This window comes from Streptomyces sp. NPDC005863 (assembly GCF_042871345.1).
GTDB lineage: Bacteria > Actinomycetota > Actinomycetes > Streptomycetales > Streptomycetaceae > Streptomyces.
Genome location: NZ_JBIAII010000007.1, coordinates 236,118 through 258,874 on the forward strand (window position 1 = coordinate 236,118; position 22,757 = coordinate 258,874).

General features: G+C 69.8%; 22 protein-coding genes and 1 riboswitch. Of the genes, 11 read left to right on the forward strand and 11 right to left on the reverse strand.

Annotated elements, in window-relative coordinates; genetic code table 11:
• Positions 1 to 51: 51 nt before the first annotated feature.
• On the forward strand, positions 52 to 1,467 hold the full coding sequence (locus tag ACFYO9_RS24845) for a serine hydrolase domain-containing protein (RefSeq protein WP_358778448.1): 1,416 nt from the start codon (positions 52 to 54) through the stop codon (positions 1,465 to 1,467).
• A 115-nt stretch (positions 1,468 to 1,582) separates the two neighbouring features.
• Here ACFYO9_RS24845 and ACFYO9_RS24850 read toward each other — a convergent pair whose 3' ends face one another.
• Complete coding sequence (locus ACFYO9_RS24850) at positions 1,583 to 2,035, reverse strand: GNAT family N-acetyltransferase (RefSeq protein WP_355812047.1); 453 nt, start codon at positions 2,033 to 2,035, stop codon at positions 1,583 to 1,585.
• 66 nt (positions 2,036 to 2,101) lie between these two features.
• Positions 2,102 to 2,560, reverse strand: coding sequence for a MarR family transcriptional regulator (locus tag ACFYO9_RS24855; protein ID WP_355812044.1), 459 nt, complete (start codon positions 2,558 to 2,560; stop codon positions 2,102 to 2,104).
• A gap of 139 nt (positions 2,561 to 2,699) precedes the next feature.
• Here ACFYO9_RS24855 and ACFYO9_RS24860 point away from each other — a divergent pair, with 139 nt between their 5' ends.
• Both ACFYO9_RS24860 and ACFYO9_RS24865 read left to right on the forward strand, forming a co-directional pair.
• Positions 2,700 to 3,932, forward strand: a complete 1,233-nt coding sequence (locus ACFYO9_RS24860; protein ID WP_355812041.1) for an MFS transporter — start codon at positions 2,700 to 2,702, stop codon at positions 3,930 to 3,932.
• A 99-nt stretch (positions 3,933 to 4,031) separates the two neighbouring features.
• Positions 4,032 to 4,460 (forward strand): heme-binding protein, encoded by a 429-nt coding sequence (locus ACFYO9_RS24865; protein WP_355812038.1) that lies wholly within the window; start codon positions 4,032 to 4,034, stop codon positions 4,458 to 4,460.
• A 158-nt stretch (positions 4,461 to 4,618) separates the two neighbouring features.
• Here ACFYO9_RS24865 and ACFYO9_RS24870 read toward each other — a convergent pair whose 3' ends face one another.
• Positions 4,619 to 5,488: a GNAT family N-acetyltransferase gene (locus ACFYO9_RS24870; protein WP_355812035.1), complete on the reverse strand. Its 870-nt coding sequence runs from the start codon at positions 5,486 to 5,488 to the stop codon at positions 4,619 to 4,621.
• A 200-nt stretch (positions 5,489 to 5,688) separates the two neighbouring features.
• Here ACFYO9_RS24870 and ACFYO9_RS24875 point away from each other — a divergent pair, with 200 nt between their 5' ends.
• Together ACFYO9_RS24875 and ACFYO9_RS24880 are read left to right on the forward strand one after the other, a co-directional pair.
• On the forward strand, positions 5,689 to 6,321 hold the full coding sequence (locus ACFYO9_RS24875) for an HAD-IB family phosphatase (protein WP_355812033.1): 633 nt from the start codon (positions 5,689 to 5,691) through the stop codon (positions 6,319 to 6,321).
• A gap of 423 nt (positions 6,322 to 6,744) precedes the next feature.
• Positions 6,745 to 8,223 carry a globin domain-containing protein gene (locus ACFYO9_RS24880; RefSeq protein WP_355812030.1) on the forward strand — a complete coding sequence of 493 codons (1,479 nt, stop codon included), beginning with the start codon at positions 6,745 to 6,747 and terminating at the stop codon, positions 8,221 to 8,223.
• A 74-nt stretch (positions 8,224 to 8,297) separates the two neighbouring features.
• On the opposite strand, the gene ACFYO9_RS24885 is transcribed toward ACFYO9_RS24880, so the two are convergent.
• The 3 genes from ACFYO9_RS24885 to ACFYO9_RS24895 form a co-directional block, all read right to left on the reverse strand.
• Positions 8,298 to 8,780 (reverse strand): NUDIX hydrolase, encoded by a 483-nt coding sequence (locus ACFYO9_RS24885; RefSeq protein WP_355814355.1) that lies wholly within the window; start codon positions 8,778 to 8,780, stop codon positions 8,298 to 8,300.
• Positions 8,781 to 9,005: 225 nt separating this feature from the next.
• Positions 9,006 to 10,187: a cystathionine gamma-lyase gene (locus tag ACFYO9_RS24890; protein ID WP_358778645.1), complete on the reverse strand. Its 1,182-nt coding sequence runs from the start codon at positions 10,185 to 10,187 to the stop codon at positions 9,006 to 9,008.
• 237 nt (positions 10,188 to 10,424) lie between these two features.
• Positions 10,425 to 10,802, reverse strand: coding sequence for a phage holin family protein (locus ACFYO9_RS24895; protein ID WP_355814358.1), 378 nt, complete (start codon positions 10,800 to 10,802; stop codon positions 10,425 to 10,427).
• Positions 10,803 to 10,862: 60 nt separating this feature from the next.
• Here ACFYO9_RS24895 and ACFYO9_RS24900 point away from each other — a divergent pair, with 60 nt between their 5' ends.
• The 4 genes from ACFYO9_RS24900 to ACFYO9_RS24915 all read left to right on the forward strand — a co-directional run bounded on the left by ACFYO9_RS24900 (position 10,863) and on the right by ACFYO9_RS24915 (position 13,245).
• Positions 10,863 to 11,180: a cupin domain-containing protein gene (locus tag ACFYO9_RS24900; RefSeq protein ID WP_355814360.1), complete on the forward strand. Its 318-nt coding sequence runs from the start codon at positions 10,863 to 10,865 to the stop codon at positions 11,178 to 11,180.
• 267 nt (positions 11,181 to 11,447) lie between these two features.
• On the forward strand, positions 11,448 to 11,669 hold the full coding sequence (locus ACFYO9_RS24905; RefSeq protein ID WP_355814363.1) for a DUF5326 family protein: 222 nt from the start codon (positions 11,448 to 11,450) through the stop codon (positions 11,667 to 11,669).
• Positions 11,670 to 11,978: 309 nt separating this feature from the next.
• Positions 11,979 to 12,704, forward strand: a complete 726-nt coding sequence (locus ACFYO9_RS24910; RefSeq protein WP_388666605.1) for an IclR family transcriptional regulator — start codon at positions 11,979 to 11,981, stop codon at positions 12,702 to 12,704.
• A gap of 103 nt (positions 12,705 to 12,807) precedes the next feature.
• Positions 12,808 to 13,245, forward strand: a complete 438-nt coding sequence (locus tag ACFYO9_RS24915) for an SsgA family sporulation/cell division regulator (protein WP_358710035.1) — start codon at positions 12,808 to 12,810, stop codon at positions 13,243 to 13,245.
• Between the two features lie 71 nt (positions 13,246 to 13,316).
• Here the strand turns inward: ACFYO9_RS24915 and ACFYO9_RS24920 are convergent, their stop codons facing one another.
• The gene (locus tag ACFYO9_RS24920) at positions 13,317 to 14,918 is read right to left on the reverse strand and encodes a YibE/F family protein (protein WP_358778644.1); all 1,602 of its coding nucleotides are present in this window, start codon (positions 14,916 to 14,918) and stop codon (positions 13,317 to 13,319) included.
• A 71-nt stretch (positions 14,919 to 14,989) separates the two neighbouring features.
• Positions 14,990 to 15,144, forward strand: a riboswitch (TPP riboswitch).
• Here ACFYO9_RS24920 and thiC point away from each other — a divergent pair.
• Positions 15,137 to 16,936: a phosphomethylpyrimidine synthase ThiC gene (gene thiC / locus ACFYO9_RS24925; protein ID WP_358778643.1), complete on the forward strand. Its 1,800-nt coding sequence runs from the start codon at positions 15,137 to 15,139 to the stop codon at positions 16,934 to 16,936. It overlaps the preceding riboswitch by 8 nt.
• Positions 16,937 to 17,230: 294 nt before the next feature.
• On the opposite strand, the gene ACFYO9_RS24930 is transcribed toward thiC, so the two are convergent.
• The 3 genes from ACFYO9_RS24930 to ACFYO9_RS24940 form a co-directional block, all read right to left on the reverse strand.
• Positions 17,231 to 18,136: a hypothetical protein gene (locus ACFYO9_RS24930; RefSeq protein ID WP_355814372.1), complete on the reverse strand. Its 906-nt coding sequence runs from the start codon at positions 18,134 to 18,136 to the stop codon at positions 17,231 to 17,233.
• Between the two features lie 180 nt (positions 18,137 to 18,316).
• A complete protein-coding gene (locus ACFYO9_RS24935) occupies positions 18,317 to 19,402 on the reverse strand; it encodes a metallophosphoesterase (RefSeq protein WP_355814375.1) in 1,086 nt (361 codons plus the stop codon).
• A 251-nt stretch (positions 19,403 to 19,653) separates the two neighbouring features.
• Entirely contained in the window at positions 19,654 to 20,775 is a 1,122-nt protein-coding gene (locus ACFYO9_RS24940) for a LacI family DNA-binding transcriptional regulator (RefSeq protein ID WP_355814378.1), read from the reverse strand.
• A gap of 406 nt (positions 20,776 to 21,181) precedes the next feature.
• On the opposite strand from ACFYO9_RS24940, the gene hisC reads away from it, so the two are divergent.
• The gene (gene hisC / locus ACFYO9_RS24945) at positions 21,182 to 22,261 is read left to right on the forward strand and encodes a histidinol-phosphate transaminase (RefSeq protein WP_358778642.1); all 1,080 of its coding nucleotides are present in this window, start codon (positions 21,182 to 21,184) and stop codon (positions 22,259 to 22,261) included.
• Between the two features lie 35 nt (positions 22,262 to 22,296).
• Here the strand turns inward: hisC and ACFYO9_RS24950 are convergent, their stop codons facing one another.
• Positions 22,297 to 22,677 carry a cyclophilin-like fold protein gene (locus ACFYO9_RS24950; RefSeq protein WP_358778641.1) on the reverse strand — a complete coding sequence of 127 codons (381 nt, stop codon included), beginning with the start codon at positions 22,675 to 22,677 and terminating at the stop codon, positions 22,297 to 22,299.
• Positions 22,678 to 22,757: the final 80 nt, after the last annotated feature.

Consider the following 22,757-nt stretch of genomic DNA (forward strand, 5'->3'; position numbering starts at 1 on the left):
TACGGGGCGAATCGGCTCGACTCGGGGGCGGCTCCCGGGTGAACTGGTCCCATGACGACACCCCATGAAGACGTTCGGCCCTACGAAGAGCTCCAGCCGTACGAAGACCTCTTGCCGTCCACCCGCCGAGCCCTGCTGCACCGCATCGCCGTCGCGCAGCGGGAGGGCCGCACCCCCTCCCTGGTCGCCGCCGTGGCCCGGGACGGTGCGCTGGTGTGGAGCGGCGGCCGCAGCATGGTGGACGGGCACGCGCCGGACGAGAACGTCCAGTACCGCATCGGTTCGATCACCAAGACCTTCACCGCCGTGCTGGTGATGCGGCTGCGGGACGAGGGCGTACTGGACCTGGGCGACCCGCTGGAGAAGCACCTGCCGGGCACCGGCGTGGGGGAGGCCACCATCGCCGAACTCCTCTCCCACACGGGCGGGTTGGCCGCCGAAACGCCGGGACCCTGGTGGGAGCGCACGCCGGGCTCGACGCGTCCGGAACTCTCCGACGTGCTGGGCGAGGAGCCCTTCAAGCACCCCGTGGGCCGGCGCTTCCACTACTCCAACCCTGGTTACACGGTGCTCGGTTCGCTGGTGGAGGCACTGCGCGGCGCGCCCTGGGAGGAGGTGCTGCGCAGCGAGGTGCTGGAGCCGCTCGGCCTGAACCGGACGAGCGCACAGCCGCAGGAGCCACACGCGGGTGGCTTCGCCGTGCACCCCTGGGCGGACGTGATGATGCCCGAGCCCGTCGAGGACCTGGGGCTGATGGCTCCGGCGGGTCAGCTGTGGTCCACCGCGGCCGACCTGGCCCGATTTGGGGACTTCCTCGTGAAGGGGGACGACCGGGTGCTCGCCGCGGAGTCCGTACGGGAGATGCGTACGCCGTCGGCTCCTCTACAGAACGACGAATGGGACAGGTCCTACGGCCTGGGGCTGGATCTGCTGCGCTGGCGGCAGGGCAGCCTGGCGGGGCACGGCGGATCGCTGCCGGGCTTCCTGGCGGCGTTGTGGGTGAGCGAGGCGGACGGGCTCGTCACCGTCGCACTGGCCAACTGCACGTCGGGGCCCCCGGTGGCGGCACTGGCCGTAGACCTGCTGAAGACCGTGGCCGACGCCGAACCGCGTATCCCGGAGACGTGGCGCCCGCTCACCGACGTCGACGAGAAGGCCCTGGAGGTGACCGGCCCCTGGTACTGGGGAACCCAGGTGCTCGCGCTCCGGCTGACGGCCGACGGTGGGCTCGATCTGGGTCCGCTCACCGGCGCGGGACGACAGGCGCGGTTCCGGTCCAACGGCGACGGCACCTGGACGGGGCTCAACGGTTACTACGCGGGGGAGTTGCTGCGGCCGGTACGGCGACCCGACGGCTCGGTGAGCCACCTGGATCTGGGGTCGTTCGTCTTCACCCGTGAGCCGTACGAGGCGGGAGCGCCGGTCCCCGGCGGCGTGGACCCACAAGGGTGGCGCGGCTTCCCGTAGACGTTGCTGCGGTGCTTCGGGTCGGGCGGCCTGTTTCACGTGAAACGGCCTGTTTCACGTGAAACACGGCGCGTGACGCAGGCCGCTCCTCGCTCGCACTCCGTCAAGCGGCGTCTCAGAGCTGGAGCTTGAAGCCCACGTGTGACGCCGAGAATCCCAGCCGCTCGTAGAAGCGATGCGCGTCGGTGCGCGAGGCGTCGGAGGTCAGCTGCACCAACTGGCAGTTGCGGCGGCGGGATTCCTCCACGGCCCACTCGATGAACCGTGTGCCGAGCCCGCTGCCGCGCTCTTCGGCATGGATGCGTACGCCCTCGATGATCGACCGGGTGGCGCCCTTACGGGAGAGCCCCGGGATGATCGTGAGCTGCAACGTGCCGACGACGCGGCCCTCGCGCTCGGCGACGACCAGATGCTGGTTCGGATCGGCGGCCAGGAGCTCGAATGCGGTGACGTACGGAGCGAGGTCGTCCGGCGACTCGCGCGCGGCGCCCAAGGGGTCGTCGGCGAGCATGCCCACGATGGCGTGCAGATCCGCGGCGGTGGCAGGGCGTATTTCAAGATCTCCCATGGCCGCAGCCTATGTGGACCGGCTGCGGCGTGGGGCCTCCCGCGGCCGCCCAACCGTCGCCCGCTCCTATGCGGGCACGCGCAGCGTCTCGACGGCCTTGACCAGCGGGGCCAGCTCCGGGTTCTGTGCCGCCTCGTCGAGCGCTTCCCGCAGCGCCGCGTCGTTGGTGGGGCGCGCCTCGGCGAGCAGCGCGGCACCGGCCTCGCTGACATCGGTGTAGATGCCCCGGCGGTCGGTGGGGCACAGGTAGCGGGAGAGGAGGCCGCGCTCCTCTAGCCGGGTCACCAGGCGGGTGGTCGCGCTCTGACTGAGCACCACCGCGTCGGCGACCTGCTTCATCTGCAGGTGACCGCCTTCGCCGTCGTGCTGGCGGTTGAGGACGTCGAGGAGCCCGTACTCCCGCACGCTCAGGTCGTGCTTGGCCTGGAGGGCGCGCTCGACGTGGGCCTCGATCTTGCCGTGGAGCAAGGAGAGGGCGCACCAGCTCTGTGCGAGCGCGGTGAGTGCGGGGTCTGTCGCTGTCATGGCTCTTGTTCCTCCGTCCCGGAGCGGCTGCACCCAGAGTAGTCCACCGATGCAATATCCGGCGGTTGCAATTAACCCGCGTCTGCAATTATTGTGGACGCACGTTAAGCGCACCTGCAATCGTTTGGAAGGTAGATCCATGCCTCTCGCGCTTTTGGCCCTCGCGATCGGGGCCTTCGGGATCGGGACCACCGAGTTCGTGATCATGGGACTGCTTCCCGAGGTCGCGGGTGACTTCGGCGTCTCCATCCCGACGGCCGGATTCCTCGTGACCGGCTACGCCCTCGGTGTCGTGCTCGGCGCCCCCCTGATGACCGCCCTCGGCACCCGTATCCCGCGCAAGCGGATGCTGATGCTCCTGATGGGGCTCTTCGTCGTCGGCAACCTGCTCTCCGCCGTGGCCCCGGTCTTCGGCGTGATGCTGGCCGGCCGTGTCGTCGCCTCGCTCGCCCACGGCGCCTTCTTCGGCATCGGCTCGGTTGTCGCGGCCGAACTGGTCGCTCCGGAGAAGAAGGCGGGAGCGATCGCCATGATGTTCTCGGGACTCACGGTCGCCAACGTCGTCGGTGTCCCGCTCGGCACGCTCGTCGGACAGGCCATCGGCTGGCGGATCACCTTCGTGATCGTCGCCGCTCTCGGCGTCCTCGGTCTCTTCGGGATCGCCAAGCTCGTGCCGGACCTGCCCAAGCCCGAAGGCGTGCGGCTGCGCGACGAGATCGGAGCCTTCCGCAACGTACAGGTGCTGCTCGCCATGGCGATGACGGTCCTCGGCTTCGGCGGCGTCTTCGCGGCCATCACCTACATCACGCCGATGATGACGGACGTCGCCGGCTACGCGGACTCCTCCGTCACCTGGCTGCTCGTCCTCTTCGGACTCGGCATGGTCGGCGGCAACCTGGTCGCCGGACGGCTCGCGGACCGGGTGCTGATGCCGATGCTCTACGTGACGCTCGGCTCCCTCGCTCTGGTGCTGGGGCTGTTCACCCTGACCGCGCACAACAAGATCGCGGCCGCCGTGACCGTCCTGCTGATCGGCGCCCTGGGCTTCGCGACCGTGCCGCCGCTGCAGAAGCGTGTCCTGGACTACGCGTCGGGCGCCCCGACACTGGCCTCCGCGGTCAACATCGGCGCCTTCAACCTGGGCAACGCCCTCTCGGCGTGGCTCGGCGGGCTCGTCATCTCCGCCGGCCTCGGCTACACCGCCCCGAACTGGGTCGGCGCGGTCCTCGCCGCCTCCGCCCTCGTCCTGGCCTTGATCTCGGCCGCCCTGGAGCGCCGCTCCACCGGCCCCGGCCTTGTCGTGGCGGGCGGGACGCCGGCACCCGTCGAGCAGTCGGCACCCGTCGATCAGCCGACGCCCGTCCACCACTGACCCCCCACTCCCCCGGCTCCGGTGCCGCTCGACCTCCTGGCACCGACCGGGCCACCGGCACCGCAACACCGCGCATCACCTCGCAAGGAGAACCCCCTCATGACCACCACCCCCGCCACCGCTGTTGCCCCGCTGACCATCGAGGACGCCGAGGTGCTTGTCGCCGCGGCCCGCCGCGCCGCCGAGGCCGCCGACGTCACCGTCAGCGTCACTGTCCTCGACGCGGGCGGTCACCTGCTCGCCTTCCGACGGGACGACCGGGCCGTGCTGATTTCCGGCGAGACCAGCACCCGTAAGGCCTACACCGCCCTGCAGCTGAACGCGCCCACCGCCGACCTGGTCGACGCCGTCCAGCCCGGGGGCCTCTTCCACACCCTGCCCACCGCCCTCGACCGCCCGCTGCTCTTCATCGCGGGCGGGGTACCGGTCCACCGTGACGGGCGCCTGATCGGCGCCGTCGGCGTCGGCGGTGGCGCGCCTGAGCAGGACCACGGCTTCGCGACGGCGGCCGTGCAGGCCCTCGCGTAAGGGCGTATGAAACGTAGGGCACGCAGACGTACGGCGGCGCGTAGAGCAGCACGTACGGACGGTGTACGAGAGAGGCCCGCCCAGGGAACCCCCTGGGCGGGCCTCTCTCACATGACCTGAGTCGGTCTCTGCGCGTGGCGCCGGGTGACGCGGCCGGCTCAGCCGGCGGCGACCGTCAGCGGTGCGAAGCGTCGGGTCCAGTCACCCGGGAGCTCCGGCACTCCGTACGCCATCACGTCGTTGTCGGCGATGTGCGCGAGCCCGCTCTCCTTGGCCCACGCCAGCAGCTCCGTGTGCCGCGCGTCGATGTCGGTGCGCAGCGGGCGGTCGGTGCCGGCGCCGAGTGAGGCGATCAGGGCCTTGGCGGTCTCGGTGTCCCGGGCGATGAGCGGGCCCACGACATGGGTCTCCATGTTGGGCCAGGCACCCGCGTAGCCGACGATTTCTCCGTCGGTCTCGGCGACCCTGAGCTGGTCGGTGAAGGCGGGCAGCCGGGTGATCACATGCATGCGGTCCTGACCGAAGACTTCGGTGTCGAGCCGGAGGATGGCGGTCAGGTCCTCCGCGGTGGCCGGCCGGGTGGCGATGTCGGGCAGGGGGCCCGCGGGCACGAGGTGGCCCCTGACCATCTCGGCCCGGCCGATCGCCTCGAAACCGAGCTGTTCGTACAGCGGGCGGCCGAACGGCGTCGCGTGGAGGGTCAGTGGAGTGGTGCCCGCCTCCTCGACGGCGTTCTGCATCATGTGGCGGCCGATGCCCCGCCGGGCGTACCGCTCGGCGACGAGGACCATGCCGATGGCCGCGAGGTCGGGGCGCTCCGTAGAGCCGTACCGGGTCACCACATAGGCGCCGATCAGGCCGTTGCCGTCGGGGTCGTCGATGCCGTACCCCGTGCCGGCCGACAGGAGCAGGCCCCACTTGTGTTCTTCACGCGGCCAGCCCCGGTCTTCGGACAGGTCGGCGCAGGCCGGCAGATCGCGGGGCGTCAGTCGGCGGATGGGCAGGGCGGAGAGGGAAGGTGTCGACACCTGGTTCAGGCTGTCGGACGTTCCTCCCCGGCGTCCACCTGTTTGTGGAACGAAGCACGGTGCTTTTGGCCACGGACAAGTGCGCCCAGCGGCCCGACGTTTCACGTGAAACACGATGCCGAGCGGTGAGGCCTGGGAGGGAGCGTGGAGGGAGGGGCGTCTGGCGGCGGGAGTCATCGCGGGGACTAGCCTCTGCGCACATGGCACGCCTACACCTCTTCGACCTGGACGGGACGCTGCTGCACGGCACGGCGGCGCCCGTGGAGATATCACGTCAGCTCGGCCTGAACGCGGAGATCGCCGAGTTGGAGCGGGACTTCGTGGCCGGGCGGATCGACTCACCGGAGTACGCGCGCCGGGTGCATGTCCTGTGGGCGGAGCTCACCGACGCACACGTGACGGCCGCCTTCGACGGAGCACCGTGGCTCACCGGCATCCGCGAGACCTGGGCCGCGATCCGGGAGAACGGGGACTACTGCGCGGTGATCTCCCTCTCGCCGTCGTTCTTCGTCGAGCGGCTCATCGGGTGGGGCGCGCATGCCGCGCACGGCTCTCGCTTCCCTGACGTGCCGTTCACCATGCCGGTCGACCCGGCGGGCATTCTCGATGCCGCGGCCAAGGTGAAGATCGCGGACCGGCTCTGTGCGGAGTTCGGACTGCGGCGGAGCGATTGCGTCGCATACGGCGACTCGCTCTCCGACCTGGAGTTGTTCGGTGCAGTGCCCGTTTCCGTGGCCGTCAACGCGGATCAACGGCTGGTGAGCCTGGCCACCCACTCTTATGTCGGGCGGGATCTACGTAAGGCGTACGAATTGGTCCGGCGCGACCGGTAATTACCGGCAATCAACCGTCAGAGCGGTGGAATTCCGGACGAGGGGTAGAGGGGCTTGTGTGTTCGGCGGCTGCCGGTAAGGTCGATCAAGGTCGTACCCGGTGCGTCTCTGCGTCTCTTCCTTCGCACCCAGGGGGTACACGCGGCACTCCGAGGGGTGCACGCGCAGGGCAATGAAGCCTAACGGCGTGGAGAGATCCAGAACTCGGACTTTCCGTTATGCGGCTGTCGAGGCAGTCGCTAATGGGATGCTGCGGTGAGACGACTGCGGACAATGTCACATTCTCGACCTACTTGTCCGTAGGGTCCGGGGTGCCGGGGTTCAATGTGGCCGTAACGGCCGTCGAGGCAGAGCGGGGACAGCAGGCAGCTTCCGGCAGGAAGTGCGCAGACCGACCGAGAGATGTTCGAGGCGAGGCACAGCATGGACGCTCCGACCACCACGTCGGCGGATGACGGCACTTCCGGCGGCGGAGGCGGCTGGTTCACTCCGCGCAAGCCCGCGCAGCAGCCGGAGGACGGCGCACAGCGGCGGCCCGACGGTTCCGGCGGCCCGTCCGAGGGCCACGCCCGCCTGTCCGGCCCCTCCGAAGCATCGCCCGGCGCGGGCGCCGGCGCCCACCCGGCTCCGGCCTCCGGCACAGCGCCTGCCACGCCGACTGCCGCGACGACCGCCGTGGCGTCGGCGGACGAACGAATAGCCGCCGCTCCGACCGGTCCGGCCCCATCGCCCCAGCCCCAGCCCCAGTCGGCCTCGCCCACCATCACCTCCCCGACGCCGTCCCCTTCGCGGAAGGCGTCCGCCGATGCGGTCCTGGTGCAGCGCACGATGGCGGAGATCGCCCCCATCGCCGACAAGGTCACCTCGTACTTCTACGCGCTGCTCTTCACCCGCCACCCGGATCTGCGCGCGCTGTTCCCCGCGGCGATGGACGCCCAGCGGGACCGGATCCTCAAGGCGCTGCTGACCGCGGCCGAGCACATCGACCACACGGACGTGCTCGTCTCCTACCTCAAGAAGCTCGGGCGCGGACACCGCAAGTACGGCACCCAGCCCGAGCACTACCCGGCCGTCGGCGAGTGCCTGATCGGCTCGCTGAGCCGGTACGCGAGCGCCGTCTGGGACGACGAGACCGAGGCCGCCTGGGTCCGGACGTACACGACGATCTCCCAGATCATGATCGACGCGGCCGCGGAGGACGAACTGCGCGCCCCCGCCTGGTGGTTCGCCGAGGTCGTCTCGCACGAGCTGAGGACCCCGGACATAGCGGTCGTCACCGTCCGCCCCGACCAGCCGTACCCCTTCCTCGCCGGGCAGTACACCAGCCTGGAGACTCCCTGGTGGCCGCGGATCTGGCGGCACTACTCCTTCGCGTCGGCACCGAGAGCGGACGGGCTGCTGTCGTTCCACGTCAAGGCAGTCCCGGCCGGCTGGGTCTCCAACGCTCTGGTGCACCATGCCCAGCCCGGCGACGTACTGCGCCTCGGCCCGCCCAGCGGCTCGATGACCGTCGACCACACCACTGACAGCGGCCTGCTCTGTCTGGGCGGCGGCACGGGCATCGCGCCCATCAAGGCCCTGGTCGAGGACGTCGCCGAACACGGCAGGCACCGCTCGGTCGAGGTGTTCTACGGGGCCCGCACCGATCACGACCTGTACGACATCGACACGATGTTGCGCCTGCAGCAGGCCCACCCGTGGCTGGCCGTCCGACCCATCGTCGATCATCGGGCCCAACTGCCGGACGCGGTGCGCGAATACGGTCCCTGGGACGAGTACGACGCGTACCTCTCCGGGCCGCCCGGCATGATCCGCAACGGAGTGGACGCGCTGCGGGACATCGGGATCCCGGACGGCAGGATCCGCCACGACGCCATCGAGGACCTGATGGCGGCGAACTAGCCCAGCAACGGATCGGGACGGAACAGCGGATCAACGGATCGGTTGGTGCCGGCGGATCGGCCGAGGCCGGGGGATCAGCCGAGATCGGGTGCGTGCATCGCGCGCACGCCCTCGATGTTGCCGTCCAGGTAATGCCGCAGGGACAGCGGTACGAGATGGACCGAGGCGATGCCGACCCGCGTGAACGGCACATGCACGATCTCGTACTCGCCGCACGGATCCTCGACCTCGGGACCGTGCCGACGGCTGGTGTCCATGGACTCCAGACGGCAGACGAAGAAGTGCTGCACCTTCACGCCGGTCGCGCCACCGTCCTCGCCGATGTGCTCCACGGTGTCGACGAAACAGGGCACGACGTCGGTGATCTTGGCACCGAGTTCCTCGTGAACCTCTCGGTGGAGCGCGTCCACGACAGACGCGTCCTCCGCCTCGACGCCGCCGCCCGGGGTGACCCAGTACGGATCGACACCGGGCTTGGTGCGCTTGATCAGGATCAGGTCGTCTCCGTCCAGCAGGACGGCGCGTGCGGTGCGCTTGACCACGGGTCGGACGGTCATGGTGGGAATGTGGCCCGGACTGTTCCACGTGAAACATCGCGGACCTGCGGCGCCCCCAACGGGCGCATGGATGCGTAATCGCGATGGGACGCTGACACAGGGTCACCTAGCGCTGTGAGCACGGTTCTGCACGCGTGGAACCGGAACGGTCCGAGCCACGAAGGCGGAGGCTCGGACCGTTCATTGGGCGTAGCCGTAAGGGCGACGCGAGGCTTTCCCCGCGTGTCAGACGGTCGTGTGGGCCGACTCGTCCAGTGCCCGCAGCACGTCAGCCACCAGGTCGGCGGGGTCCTCGGCGCCCGCGGAGAAGCGGATGAAGCCCTCGGAAACCGCGTCGCCGCCCCACCGTCGGCGGCGCTCGGCCGTGGACCGCACACTGCCGAAGCTCGTGGCGTCGTCGACCAGGCTCAGTGCGTCGAGGAAGCGCTCCGCACGCGCGCGCGAGGGCAGCGTGAAGGAGAGCACGCACCCGAAGCGCCGCATCTGCTGGGCGGCGATCTTGTGTGAGGGGTCGTCGGGCAGCCCGGGGTAGCGCAGCCCCGACACCTCGGGGCGGTCGCGCAGCGCCTCGGCGAGGGCCAGGGCGTTCGCGTTCTGCCGGTCGGCGCGCAGCTGCAGCGTGGCGAGCGAGCGGTGGGCGAGCCAGGCCTCCATCGGCCCCGGAATCGCCCCGACGATCTTGCGCCAGTGCCGCACGGACGAGGTCAACTCGGCGTCACGGCAGGCGACGTATCCCAGGAGGATGTCACCGTGGCCGGTGAGCATCTTGGTGCCGCTGGCGACCGCGAAGTCCGCGCCGAGTTCAAGGGGACGCTGGCCCAGAGGGGTCGCGAGGGTGTTGTCGACGGCCACCAGGGCGCCACGCGCGTGTGCCGCTTCGGCGAGCCGCCGCACGTCACACACGTCGAGGCCGGGGTTGGAGGGCGTCTCGATCCACAGCAGCTTGGCGCCGTCGAGGACGTCGAGCTGGGCGTCGCCGCCGGTCGGCGCGGTGCGCACCTCGATGCCGTACGCCGTGAGCTGCTCCCGGACCAACGGCAGCACCTGATAACCGTCGTCCGGCAGAACCACCGCGTCACCGGCGCGCATCTGCGAGAACAACACGGCTGAGATCGCGGCCATCCCGGAGGCGAAGACCAGCGTCTCGACGTCCGAGGCGGCGCCGGAGCCCCCGTCGGGCGCTTCGAGCTCGCCGATGGCGCGCTCCAGGTGCGTCCAGGTGGGGTTGTCGTCGCGGCCGTAGGCGTACCCGCCCGTCGGGTCGCCCGGCAGGTGAAAATGCGCGGCAAAGACGGGGCCGGGCAGCGTCGGCTCGTGTTTCACGGGCTCGGGCAGCCCGACCCGCACCGCGCGCGTGCCGTCGCCGATGCGTGCCGCCCCGTCACCCATGGGTCCCGCGTCCGTCATGCCGCCGCCTCTCCACTGCTCACACGTTCATGTACGACACCGAGCAGGCTCCTCGGCGCCCGACGACGGGCAGAATCTCGCTCGCTGTCTCCCCCATTCTCCGGCACGCGTCGAACGTCTGAACGCGGCGAGCATTCAGGCGCCTGATGCGCGGTGCTCGCACCCAGCCACCCGCGCCCAGCCACCTACACCCGGTTACCCGCACCCCGTTACCCGCACGCGGTCACCCGCACTCGGTCAGTCGTCGTCGGGCAGCACCACGTTCAATGCCCAGGACACGATCGAGATGATCAGGCCGCCCAGCACGGCGGTCCAGAAGCCCTCGACATGGAAACTGACGTCGAACTTGTCGGCCAGCCACGACGTGAGCAGCAGCATCAGGGCGTTGACGACGAGGGTGATGAGGCCGAGCGTCAGGATGAACAGGGGGAAGGTGAGGACCTTGACCACCGGCTTGACCAGGAAGTTCACCAGGCCGAAGAGCAGGGCGACGACGATGAGCGTGCCCACCTTCTTGCCCGTGCTGTCGCCGGTCAGGGTGATCTTGTCGAGCAGCCACACGGCGACGGCCAGGGCCGCGGCGTTGGCGATCGTCTTGACTACGAAATTCTTCATGTGTGTGATCGTGGCAGACATGGGCCGGCCGCAGGCAGCAGCGAGGGGTGTACGGGAGCGATGAAGGCATTCCGACTGGATGAGCTGGAGGCGGAGCGCGCCGCGAACGACGGGGCGTATCTGCAGTTCCTGCGTGAGCGGAACATGTCGGTCGGGCTGTACGCGCTGGATGCGGGGGAGGCCGACCCGCAGCAGCCGCACCGCCAGGACGAGGTGTACATGGTCGTCAGCGGTCGTGCGTCGATCACGGTCGGCATGGAGACCACGCAGGTGGCACGGGGCAGCGTCATCTATGTGCCGGCCGGGGTGGCCCACAAGTTCCACCACATCAGCGAAGACCTGCGGGTGCTCGTCGTCTTCTCTCCCCCCGAGTCCTGAGCCCCCTCTGCGCGGAGCTTCCCGCGCGAATCCGCTGCGGGATCTCCGTCTGCGGGCTGACGTCATCAGGGCTGCGACCTCGGGGTTCCCTCAGGGTCGGATCAGGGGACGGCAAGGGGTCCGAGGCCCCCGTTGAGCCCTTCGGCGCCCTAGCATCGAATGCAAGACGCCAGGAACCTGCGGAGATTCAGAAACCGCACCGAGGCGAAGAGCGCGAAGTGCGGACAGAGCGCGGAAGCGCGGACAGAGCAGAGAGAGGTAAGGACGATGGCAGCGAAGGAGATCTTTGCGGGAATGCCGTGGTGGGTGAAGTGGGTGGCCATACCCGTCATCGCACTCGTCGTGTTCGGCGGAGTGATAGCGGCCGTGGTCGGATTCGTGGTCACCCTGCTCTTCAAGGCGCTGATATTCGTAGCCCTGGTCGGTGGACTCATCTATGTCGTACGGAAGTTCATATCCGGCTCGTCTTCGTCCCGCAGCGACTGGTGATCTTCGGCTCGTCCCGACGCCCGGTTTCCGTGGCGGTTCCCTCGGGCGGGGGAAGTTTTCCCGTGCGGCTCCGTAGGGCGAAGGCCAAGGATTAGAGTCCGGAATCCGACGCGGGCTCGATATCCGCGGCCGGGCGCACGTGCACGGCCCCTCCCTCGCTACTCCGGGCACGGGCGGACCCTTCACGCGCTTCGGGAGTGCACCTTGGACGCGGTCGACAACACCCTGCCGCCGGTTGTTGATGCCGTCACCTCACCGTCCGACGAGGCTGCCACTGCCGTCGCCGTCGGGCCGACCCTCATCGGCTCCGTGCAGCGGGCGATGCGACTCCTGGAATCCGCCGCATCGCATCAAGGCGGGGCGCCCGCGAAGCAGTTGGCCCGGGAGGCAGGTCTCGCCCTGCCCACCGCGTACCACTTGTTGCGCACGCTGGCCCACGAGGGCTATCTGCGCAGGGAGAGAGGAGTGTTCGTGCTCGGCGAGGCGGCCGAGCGGCTGGGCGGAAGCGGGGCCCAGCAGAATCGGCGCGGAGCCATCGAGAAGGCATTGGCACACTGGCGGGACACCATCGGCGTCCCCGTGTACTTCGCCGTCTACCGCGAGGGTGAGATCGACGTCGTCGCCGTCGCGGACACCCCGGGAAATCCGGCCGTCGAGGAGTGGGCGGACTTCCGGGAGACGGGCCACGCCCACGCGATCGGTCAGTGCCTGCTGGGTCAGCTGGACGACGCGGCACGCAAGGACCATCTCGACCGGTATCCCGTGCAGTCGATCACGCCCTATTCGGTGCGCGACGACCGTGCGTTCGTCCGGCGGCTCGACGCGCGGGAACGAATGCGGCCCGTGGTGGAGCGGCAGGAGTACGCGCTCGGCACGGTCTGTGCGGCGATCCCGATCACGGTCGGAGACACCGCGGCGACCATGGCCATTTCGGTTCCCTCCTATCAAGCCGAGCGGCTGCTGCCCGCGGCCAACCGGTTGCAGCGTGAGATCGGAAAGCTACTAGGGACACTCGCCTTCTCTATCAGCATCTGAAAACTCACTCCTTGTGATCTGTCGCGCACTTTGAGCAAGATGCCAGGGGTGTCGGGAAGTTGGTTCCTGGCTCCTTGCGGGCGATGCGACGGGGTAGGTCGGGATGGGCGAGACGGTTCAGGCAGAGGTCATGATGAGCTTCCTTGTGTCCGAGGAGCTGTCATTCCGCATCCCGGTGGAGCTGTACTACGAGATCGACGACCCCTATGCCGTGCGGCTGACGTTCCATCTGCCGGGGGACGCCCCGGTGACCTGGACGTTCGGGCGGGAGCTGCTGATCGACGGAGTGGGCAGGCCGAGCGGGGAAGGCGACGTACGGGTGGAGCCCACCGACTCCACGAAGCTCGACGAGGCGCTGATCAGGCTTCAGGTCGGCGCGGACCAGGCGCTGTTCCGGGTGGGTATCCCGCCGCTGCTCGCCTTTCTCGACCGCACGGACAAGCTGGTGCCGCTCGGACAGGAGCGGGCGCTCGCCGGCTTCGACACGCATCTCGACGAGGCGCTCGACAGGATCCTCGCCGAGGAGCAGAACGCAGGCTGACTTCTAGGTCAACTGCGCGGTCCAGGTGGCATTTTGGTGCATTTCATGGCATCGGGATTGGCGCGAAATGGTCAGCGCTTACGGCGACGTCCCTTGCCGCCACGTGAGGGTCGCGGAACACCGGCACCCACGCCCGACCCGACACCCGCACCAGCCCCAACACCCGCACCAGCCCCACCCCCGGCACCTACACCCCCAGCACCACCACCACCCCCGGCACCACCACCCCCGGTACCGACACCCAGCCCGGAGGCCGCACCGCTCCCCGAGCCGGATGTGCGGTCCGCCGAGACGACCAGGGCGGCCAGCGCGGTTGTCACCGGCACCGAGGCGACCAGGCCGATCGAGCCGATGAGGGTACGCACGATCTCCTCGGCGACCAATTCGCTGTTGGCCACCGTGCCCACACTGGACTGGGCGATGGAGAAGAGCAGAAGGAGGGGCAGCGCGGCGCCCGCGTAGGCGAGGACGAGGGTGTTGACGACCGAGGCGATGTGGTCGCGGCCGATGCGGATGCCCGCCCGGTAGAGGCCGCGCCAGCCCATCGTCGGGTTGGCCTGATGCAGTTCCCAGACGGCGGAGGTCTGGGTGACCGTCACGTCGTCGAGGACGCCGAGCGAGCCGATGATGACGCCCGCGAGGAGGAGGCCGCTCATGTCGATGGACGGGTACAGGCCATGGATGAGGCCGGTGTTGTCGTCCGTGTTGCCGGTCAGCGAGGCCCAGCCGATGAAGAGGGAGCCGAGAAAACCGATCAGGAGGAGGGAGATGAGCGTGCCGAGCACCGCGACCGACGTACGGGCCGTGAGGCCGTGGCAGAGATAGAGCGCGATCAGCATGATGGCGCTCGCCCCGATCACCGCCACCACCAGCGGGTTCGAGCCCTGCAGGATGGCCGGCAGGATGAAGAAGGTGAGCACCAGGAAGCTGATGGCGAGGGCGACCAGGGCCATCACGCCGCGCAGCCGGCCCACCACGACGACGGCGAGGGCGAAGATGCCGGCGAGCAGCGCCATAGGGAGCTTGCGGTTCACGTCGGTGACGGAGTACTGGAGGCCTTCGGGGGCCTTGGGTTCGTAGGCGACCACCACCTTCTGACCCTGTTTCAGTTGCCGGGGGGAGTCCGGCTGGATGATCTCGGTGAAGGTGCGGCCCGTGTCGTCGCCGCTGGTGACCTCGACCGTGGCCCGCTTGCAGGTGCCCGCCGCCCGGGACTGCGCGGACTGGCCTTCGGCGGTGGAGGTGTCGCCGTTCGGCGGGGTCTGCGAGGGGTTGAGGTCCTTGCAGGGGAGCTCCTGCATCTTCGTGACCTTCGCCGACTGGGTCTGCCGGTCGAAGCCGACGCCGGTGCGCTCGTGCCCGGGTGTGCCTCCCGGCCACAGCACCGCCAGGCCCACGACGACCGCGGCGGCGAAGGGGATCAGGATCGCGGCGATGACCTTGCGCAGATGCTGGGAGACGGGGGCGGCCGGACCGTGACTGTGCGAGTGGCCGTGACCTCCGTTGCCGTGACCGCCGTGACCGCCGTCTCCATGCCCGCCATGATCTCCGTTGCCGTGCACGCCGTGACCGTGTTCAGGGGGCGTGGCGTGACGGTCGGAGGGTGGGACGGGGGCGGGGTGTCCGGATGGGGGGTGAGAGGGCGGCGGGAGCGGCGGCTCTGTGGTGGTCACTGCCCGATCATCGCAAGAACGGAGGGGGCCCTCTGTTCAGCGCGCCCGACATGACGCTAGCGTGGAGCCACCTTTGCAATCGCGGGAGCTCGGAGCACCGGGCTGAGAGGGCGCTGACCTCCGTACGAAACGGCACGAATGTGCACGAGCCGTACGGGATCCGCTGCGTCGACCGCCGAACCTGTTACCGGGTAATGCCGGCGTAGGGAGTAGGTCTCATGACCACATCGGACGCACGCACGCCTGCCTCCAGCAGCGACAACAGCACCGCCGCAGCTGACGAGGCCGGGAAGTCCATCGGCTGGCACAAGGCGTATGTCGAGGGTTCGCGCCCCGACCTGCGCGTGCCGGTCCGCCAGGTGCACCTGACCAACGGCAAGGCCGTCACCCTGTACGACACCTCAGGTCCGTACACCGACCCGTCGGCCGAGACCGACGTCCGCCGCGGTCTGCCGCCGCTGCGGGAGAACTGGATCATCGCCCGCGGCGACACCGAGGAGTACGTCGGACGGCCGCCCCGGCCCGAGGACGACGGGCTCAAGCACACCTCACCGCGAGGTGGCCTCAAGAACCTCGACGCGGTCTTCCCCGGCCGCCCCCGTCAGCCGCGCCGCGCCCGCGAGGGGCAGGCGGTGACGCAGCTCGCGTACGCGCGCCGCGGCGAGATCACGCCCGAGATGGAGTTCATCGGGATCCGCGAGAACCTCGACCCCGAGGTCGTGCGGGCGGAGGTCGCCGCGGGGCGCGCGGTGATCCCGGCGAACGTCAACCACCCGGAGATCGAGCCGATGATCATCGGCAAGAAGTTCCTGGTGAAGGTGAACGCCAACATCGGGAACTCCGCGGTCACCTCGTCCATCGAGGAGGAGGTGGACAAGATGACGTGGGCGACCAAGTGGGGCGCCGACACGGTCATGGATCTGTCCACCGGCCGCAACATCCACACCACCCGCGAGTGGGTCCTGCGCAACTCCCCCGTGCCGATCGGCACCGTGCCGCTCTACCAGGCCCTGGAGAAGGTCGACGGCAAGGCCGAGGAGCTGACCTGGGAGATCTACAAGGACACGGTCATCGAGCAGGCCGAGCAGGGCGTGGACTACATGACGGTGCACGCGGGAGTGCGCCTTCCGTACGTGCCGCTCACCGCGCGCCGCAAGACCGGCATCGTCTCGCGCGGCGGTTCGATCATGGCGGCCTGGTGTCTGGCGCACCACAAGGAGAGCTTCCTCTACGAGCACTTCGAGGAGCTCTGCGAGATCCTCGCGGCGTACGACGTGACGTACTCGCTGGGTGACGGGCTGCGGCCCGGTTCGATCGCGGACGCCAACGACGAGGCGCAGTTCGCCGAGCTCAGGACGCTCGGGGAACTCAACACGATCGCCAAGCGTCACAACGTACAGACGATGATCGAGGGCCCCGGGCACGTCCCGATGCACAAGATCAAGGAGAACATCGACCTTCAGCAGGAGATCTGCGAGGAGGCGCCGTTCTACACGCTCGGCCCGCTGACCACGGACATCGCGCCCGCCTACGACCACATCACCTCCGGCATCGGCGCCGCGATGATCGGCTGGTGGGGCACGGCGATGCTCTGTTACGTCACCCCCAAGGAGCACCTGGGCCTGCCCAACCGGGACGACGTGAAGACCGGTGTCATCACGTACAAGATCGCGGCGCACGCGGCGGACCTCGCCAAGGGGCATCCGGGCGCGCAGGACTGGGACGACGCGCTCTCGGACGCGCGCTTCGAGTTCCGCTGGGAGGACCAGTTCAATCTGGCCCTCGACCCGGTCACGGCACGGGAGTTCCACGACGAGACGCTGCCGGCCGAGCCCGCCAAGACGGCGCACTTCTGCTCGATGTGCGGGCCGAAGTTCTGCAGCATGAAGATCTCGCAGGACATCCGGCGTCAGCACGGCGGCGATCTCGGTGAGGCGGACATCGAGGCGGGGATGGAGCAGAAGTCCAAGGAGTTCGTGGCGGCGGGCAACCGGGTCTACCTGCCGATCGCCGACTGACCGACCGCGCGGGCGGGCCGGCCGCAAGGGACGAGGCAGCCGCAAGAGACGAGGCAGCCGCAACGGACGCGGCAGCCGCAACGGAACGCCACCGGCACCCGGCCGGTGGCGTCCCACCACGTTCCACCACGCCCACCGCGGCCTGCGCAGGGCAAACCGCCCACCTGGCGTCGTCGTCCTGTCGCCGTCGGCGCGCCTCCCCTGCGCGTCCGACCTGGACGACGCCTCCCCGAGCGTCACCGCTCGCCATTCGCCGGCGGCGACACTTCGACAGCGGACCCGGACCCGGGCCCGCTACTCCGGCTTGTGGTCGGGCCCGCCGAAATCGGGGCTGGAGAAGTCGGGGCTCGAGTAGCTCGGCCGCGAACCCGCGGCCGGGCCACCCTCCGGGCTGCTGAACCCCGGCCGGTGATAACCGAGTTGCGGCATCCGGCCGTGACCGCCGGAGGCGCCCGCCCCGGCCCCGGAACCCGACGCCGACGTCCGGGCGGCGGGAGCCGCGCCCGGGTCGGTCAGCGCCTCGCGGAGGAACGGCACGACGCCGCGTTCGAGGAGCGCCCGGCCCCAGTCCTCTCTGGCGCGGGAGACCTCCTCGTACCGCTCGCCGTGCAGTTCGGCCTGGAGCGAGGTGGAGCCGTTGCGCAGAGCGGTCAGGAGCAGACCGACCGCCGCGACCAGGATGCCCCCGGCGGTGAGCGCGCCGAACAGCCAGCCCACCGTGAGCAGGGTGTCCGCGAAGGCGGGCTCCGGGGTGAGCATCTTCAGGATGTAGCCGACGAGCAGGAAGATCGCGGCGGCCGCCCCGGCGAGGACGGGTGCGAGGACCGCGACGACGGCGATCGCCCCGGCTCCCGCTGCCGCCGGTTCCGCCACCTCGCCCATCGTGGTGGCGAGGCTGAGGCCGCCGGAGCCCGACTCCGCGGCGCTCTGTCCGTTCCCTTCACGGATCGATGTGGACGTCGGTCGAGGTTCGCGCAACTCCTCGCGAACCTGCACGTAGTGCGCGTACTCGGCCGCTGCCGCAGCCGTGATCAGTGCTGTCGCGTTCAGGGCCATGGTGCGCAGTTGTTCGGTGTTGAGCCGCTGGCCTACTGCGGCGAGTTCGGGACGGTCAGGTGCGTTGCGCAGCGCCTCGTCGAGGATCCGCTCGTACTCGGGGCGGTCCTCATTGAGCAGGTGTGGAGCGCTGTTCATGTGCATCCCCCGATGCTCCGTAGGGCTGAGGCTCGCATGGCTACGAGCCGTTGGGCAGAAACGGAGGGGAGCCTGCTACGGATAAGCCGATGGTAGAGCCGTGACCGCGTGCGGTGACAGGGGGTTTCCGGAAATTGCCCCCCTGGCCAGCGTGATCGTGTAGGGGGGCGCCTGCCCAGGTAACGCTCAGATACCCAGGGGGAGTTGGCGGACCAGTAGCTTTCCGGCCATGGTCACTCCGCCGTCCATGGCGATGGCGAGACCGTCGGCGTAGACGTGCGGGCCCTCGATGACGGGGCCGCCGCCGTCCGACTCGTCCTCGGAGCCGACGTCGCCCAGGAGGTACGGGATGGGGCTGTGGCCGTGGACGATGCGTGTGCCGCCGTAGACGTCCAGGAGTTCGCGGGCGGCCGAGGGGCCCGACTCGTCGCGGAAGGCGAAGCGCTTGGTGAACTTGCGGAAGAGGTCCCAGCACTCGTCGGCGTCATTGCGCGTGAGGGTCTCCCGGATGGTGTCGTTCACCGCCTCGATCGAGTCGCCGTAATCCAGATAGGCGGTCGTGTCGGAGTGCACGAGCAGGTGGCCGTCGGCCTCCTCCATCGCGTCCAGGCGGGCCATCCACTGCAGGTGGTGGTCCTCCAGGCGCTCCATGTCGGACTTCTGCCCGCCGTTGAGCAGCCAGGCCGCCTGGAAGGTGGCGGTGCCCGCGCCGGAGTTGACGGGGGTGTCGCCGAACCGCTTGGCGCCGAGCAGGAGCAGCTCGTGGTTGCCCATCAGCGCCTTGCAGTAGCCGCCGGCGGCGGCGGCCTCGGCGGACAGTCGCATCACGAGGTCGATGACGCCGATGCCGTCGGGCCCGCGGTCGGTGAAGTCGCCGAGGAACCACAGGCGCGCGTTGCCCGCGGCCCAGTTGCCCTCGGCGTCGACGAGGCCCTGCTCCTGGAGGGCCGCGACGAGCTCGTCCAGATATCCGTGCACGTCGCCGACGACGAACAGCGGTCCGTGCTCGTCGCCCGGCCGCGGCTGCGGGGGCTCCGGCATGACCTGGACCTGCACCTGGACGGTGTCGCCCCGGTTGATGACCGGCAGGTCGCGCTGGGTCGGGGTGTAGCCGTCACCCGGCCCCTCACCAGGCCCTTCGCCCGGCGCCTCGGCGGGCGCGCCGGGGCTCACCGGGCCGGGGCCGGTCGTCTCATGGACGTACGCCGGTACGCGGAAGTCGCGCAGCGTCGCCGTCCGCACATCGGGTCCCTGACCGGCCCCCTGAGTCATCGACCCCTCCACCACCATTGCGCCGCATCTGCACCGAGATCGGACTGCCTGGTCGCAGCGGCCCTCGGTGTCGTCCGCCCATCATAGGAATGCGGCTCCCGCTGTGTGGTGCACCAGGGGTGGTGAATCGGTCCCGGACCCCGGTTCACCGCGGATTTCTCCCGAATTGGGCAGAGGTTTCCCCCTGATTCCCCCCTGGCCGGGGGGAGGAAGTCGGCCTCTGCCCGTTGCCGGGGTCCGGGCGGGAGCGGTCAGCCGTGTCCGGAGGAGCGGGGCGGGCTGACCGTCGTGCGCGGTGGACGTCGCTCGGACGAGGTGCGCACGATCAGTTCGGTCGGTATCACCTGCTCGACGGGCCGGCCCGCGTCCAGGCCCTCGATGGCGTCGATCAGGAGCTGGACGACGGCCGTGCCGATCCGCCGCGGTTTAAGCGAGAGCGTGGTGATGGGCGGCTCCGTGGTGGCGTACACCGTGGACTCGCTGCAGCAGACGAGCAGCAGATCGTCGGGGACGCGCAGGCCGTACCGCCGGGCGGCGGCGAGCAGGTCGGTGCCGTTGGGGTCGAAGAGGCCGTAGACGGCGTCGGGCCGGTCGGGCCTGGCGAGCAGCCGGTCGGCGGCGACGGCGCCCGCGCACGGGTCGTGCGCGGGATAGGACTCGTAGACCGGGTCCTGGCCGACGCGTTCGCACCAACGCAGGTAGGCGGTGGTGGAGAGGTGGGTGTACGTGTCCGTGGTGGTGCCGGTGAGGAGGCCGATCCGGCGGGCGCCGGCGGCGGCGAGGTGGTCGAGGATCCCCAGGACCGCCGCCTCGTGGTCGTTGTCGACCCAGGCGGTGACCGGGAGCGAACCCGCCGGGCGGCCGTCGGAGACCACCGGCAGACCCTGCCGGACCAGTTCGCTGACCACGGGATCGTGGTCGGAGGGGTCGACGACGACGGTGCCGTCGAGGGCTACGTTCGACCACACGTCGACGGGGCTGCGGCGTGAGGTGGCGGGCAGGATGACCAGGGCGTACCCCCTGGCGAGGGCCGCGGAGGTGGCGGCTCTGGCCATCTCGGCGAAGTAGGCGAACTCGGTGAAGGTGAAAGGTTCATCCCCGTACGTCGTCACGGTCAGGCCGATGAGTCCTGACTTGCCGGTACGGAGCGTGCGGGCCGCCGCGGACGGGCGGTAGCCCAGCCGTTCTGCGACCTCGCGGACGTGGCGTCGGGTGGCGTCGGGCAGCCGTCCCTTGCCGTTGAGGGCGTCGGAGACAGTCGTGATGGAGACACCGGCGGCGGCGGCGACGTCTCTGATGCCCGCTCGACTTTGCCGGTTGCCCCGGCGTGCGGTCTCCGCTCGGCTCACCTGGTGCTTCCCTGCTGCTGTCATGGCGACCCGATAGTAGGGCTCATGGGGGTGGGTAGCAGGGGCGCATATTCACTCGTTGACAGGCACGTTTCTGCATGGTGGAAAGCGGTCAATGGCCTTGGAATGAAAGGGAGTTGCCGGGTCCGACGGGTGCCTGCCCCTGATCGTCGCGCATGAGCCTGCCAAGTGGGTCAGGTCTCGAAGAGGTCTCAACTCACCTTTACGGGGGACGCGCGCCACGGCGCGAGCCACCGGCGCACGGGGGAGCACGGGGCGCCCCCTCTCGCGTACGCCGATGCCGGATCGCTCGTACGCCGATGCCGGATCGTTCGTACGTCGATGCCGTGAGGCCATTCGCAGCGGGGCTCAATCCTCATAAGGTAAGCAGTATTCGAACTGGTTGTGCCGGGCTACGAGGAGGACTGCGGTGAGCGAGACGAACCCGAGGCTGCGCGCCGAGCTGGCGGGGATCCCCACCTACAAGCCGGGCAAGCCCGCGGCGGCCGGCGGCCCCGTGGCCTACAAGCTGTCGTCGAACGAGAACCCCTACCCGCCGCTGCCCGGCGTGATGGAGAGCGTGCTCGCCGCGGCCGACTCCTTCAACCGCTACCCCGACATGGCGTGCACGGGTCTGATGAGCGAGCTGGCCGAGCGGTTCGGGGTGCCCGTGTCGCACATCGCCACGGGCACCGGTTCCGTCGGCGTCGCCCAGCAGCTGCTGCAGGCCACGGCGGGCCCGGGTGACGAGGTGATCTACGCCTGGCGGTCCTTCGAGGCGTACCCGATCATCACGCAGGTCAGCGGCGCGACGTCGGTGAAGGTGCCGCTGACGGACGGTGAGGTGCACGACCTGGACGCGATGGCGGACGCCATCACCGACCGCACGCGGCTCATCTTCGTCTGCAACCCCAACAACCCCACCGGCACCGTGGTCCGCAAGGCGGAGCTGGAGCGGTTCCTGGACCGGGTCCCCTCTGACGTGCTGGTCGTCCTCGACGAGGCCTACCGCGAGTTCATCCGCGACCCCGAGGTGCCGGACGGCGTCGAGATCTACCGTGACCGCCCGAACGTCTGTGTGCTGCGCACGTTCTCGAAGGCGTACGGCCTCGCGGGTCTGCGCGTCGGCTTCGCCATCGCCCACGAGCCGGTGGCCGCCGCGCTGCGCAAGACGGCGGTGCCCTTCGGCGTGAGCCAGCTCGCGCAGGACGCCGCGGTGGCGTCGCTGCGCGCCGAGGACGAGCTGATGGGCCGGGTCGGCTCGCTCGTCACCGAGCGCACCCGTGTGGTGGAGGGGCTGCGCGCCCAGGGCTGGACGGTGCCCGAGACGCAGGCCAACTTCGTGTGGCTGCGGCTCGGGGACCGGACCCTGGACTTCGCGGCGGCGTGTGAGCAGGCCGGGGTGGTCGTACGGCCGTTCGCCGGCGAGGGGATGCGGGCCACGATCGGCGAGACCGAGGCCAATGACGTCTTCCTGCAGGCGGCGGAGGCCTTCCGCAAGGAGCTGTAGCAGAGGTGGCTGACGGAGGCCTTCCGCGGGCCCCGTCAGCCCTCCACGACCTCGACCCGGATGGGGTCGCCGCTGCGCACCGTGGCCAGGAGGCGGGCGTCGCCGTCCAGGCGGCCGAGGAGATTGCACGGGCTCGCGAGGCGGCACTCGTCGCCGCGCGAGATCGGCGTCGGGCCGTAGGGGAGGGCGAGGGCGTCGCCGTCCGTCCAGAAGGCGACCGTGCCGGGCTCGACGACCTGCTGGGCGCCGCCCTCGCGCGGGACGCTGACGCCCGTGTCGAAGTACACCTCCTCGCCCCAGGTGTGGGCGGTGGAGCTGAGCGGCAGGACCTTGCCCAGGGCCTGGGTGGTCGGGGTGTCCTCGAGCGTTGCGGTCAGGTGTCCGGCGGGCCAGGAGATCCGTATCTGCGTCTGCATGAGGCGGATTCAACAATATGTTGAAGAGTTGGGGAAGGCCCCGGACGGCGATCCGGGGCCTCCTCGCGCCTTAGGGGGAC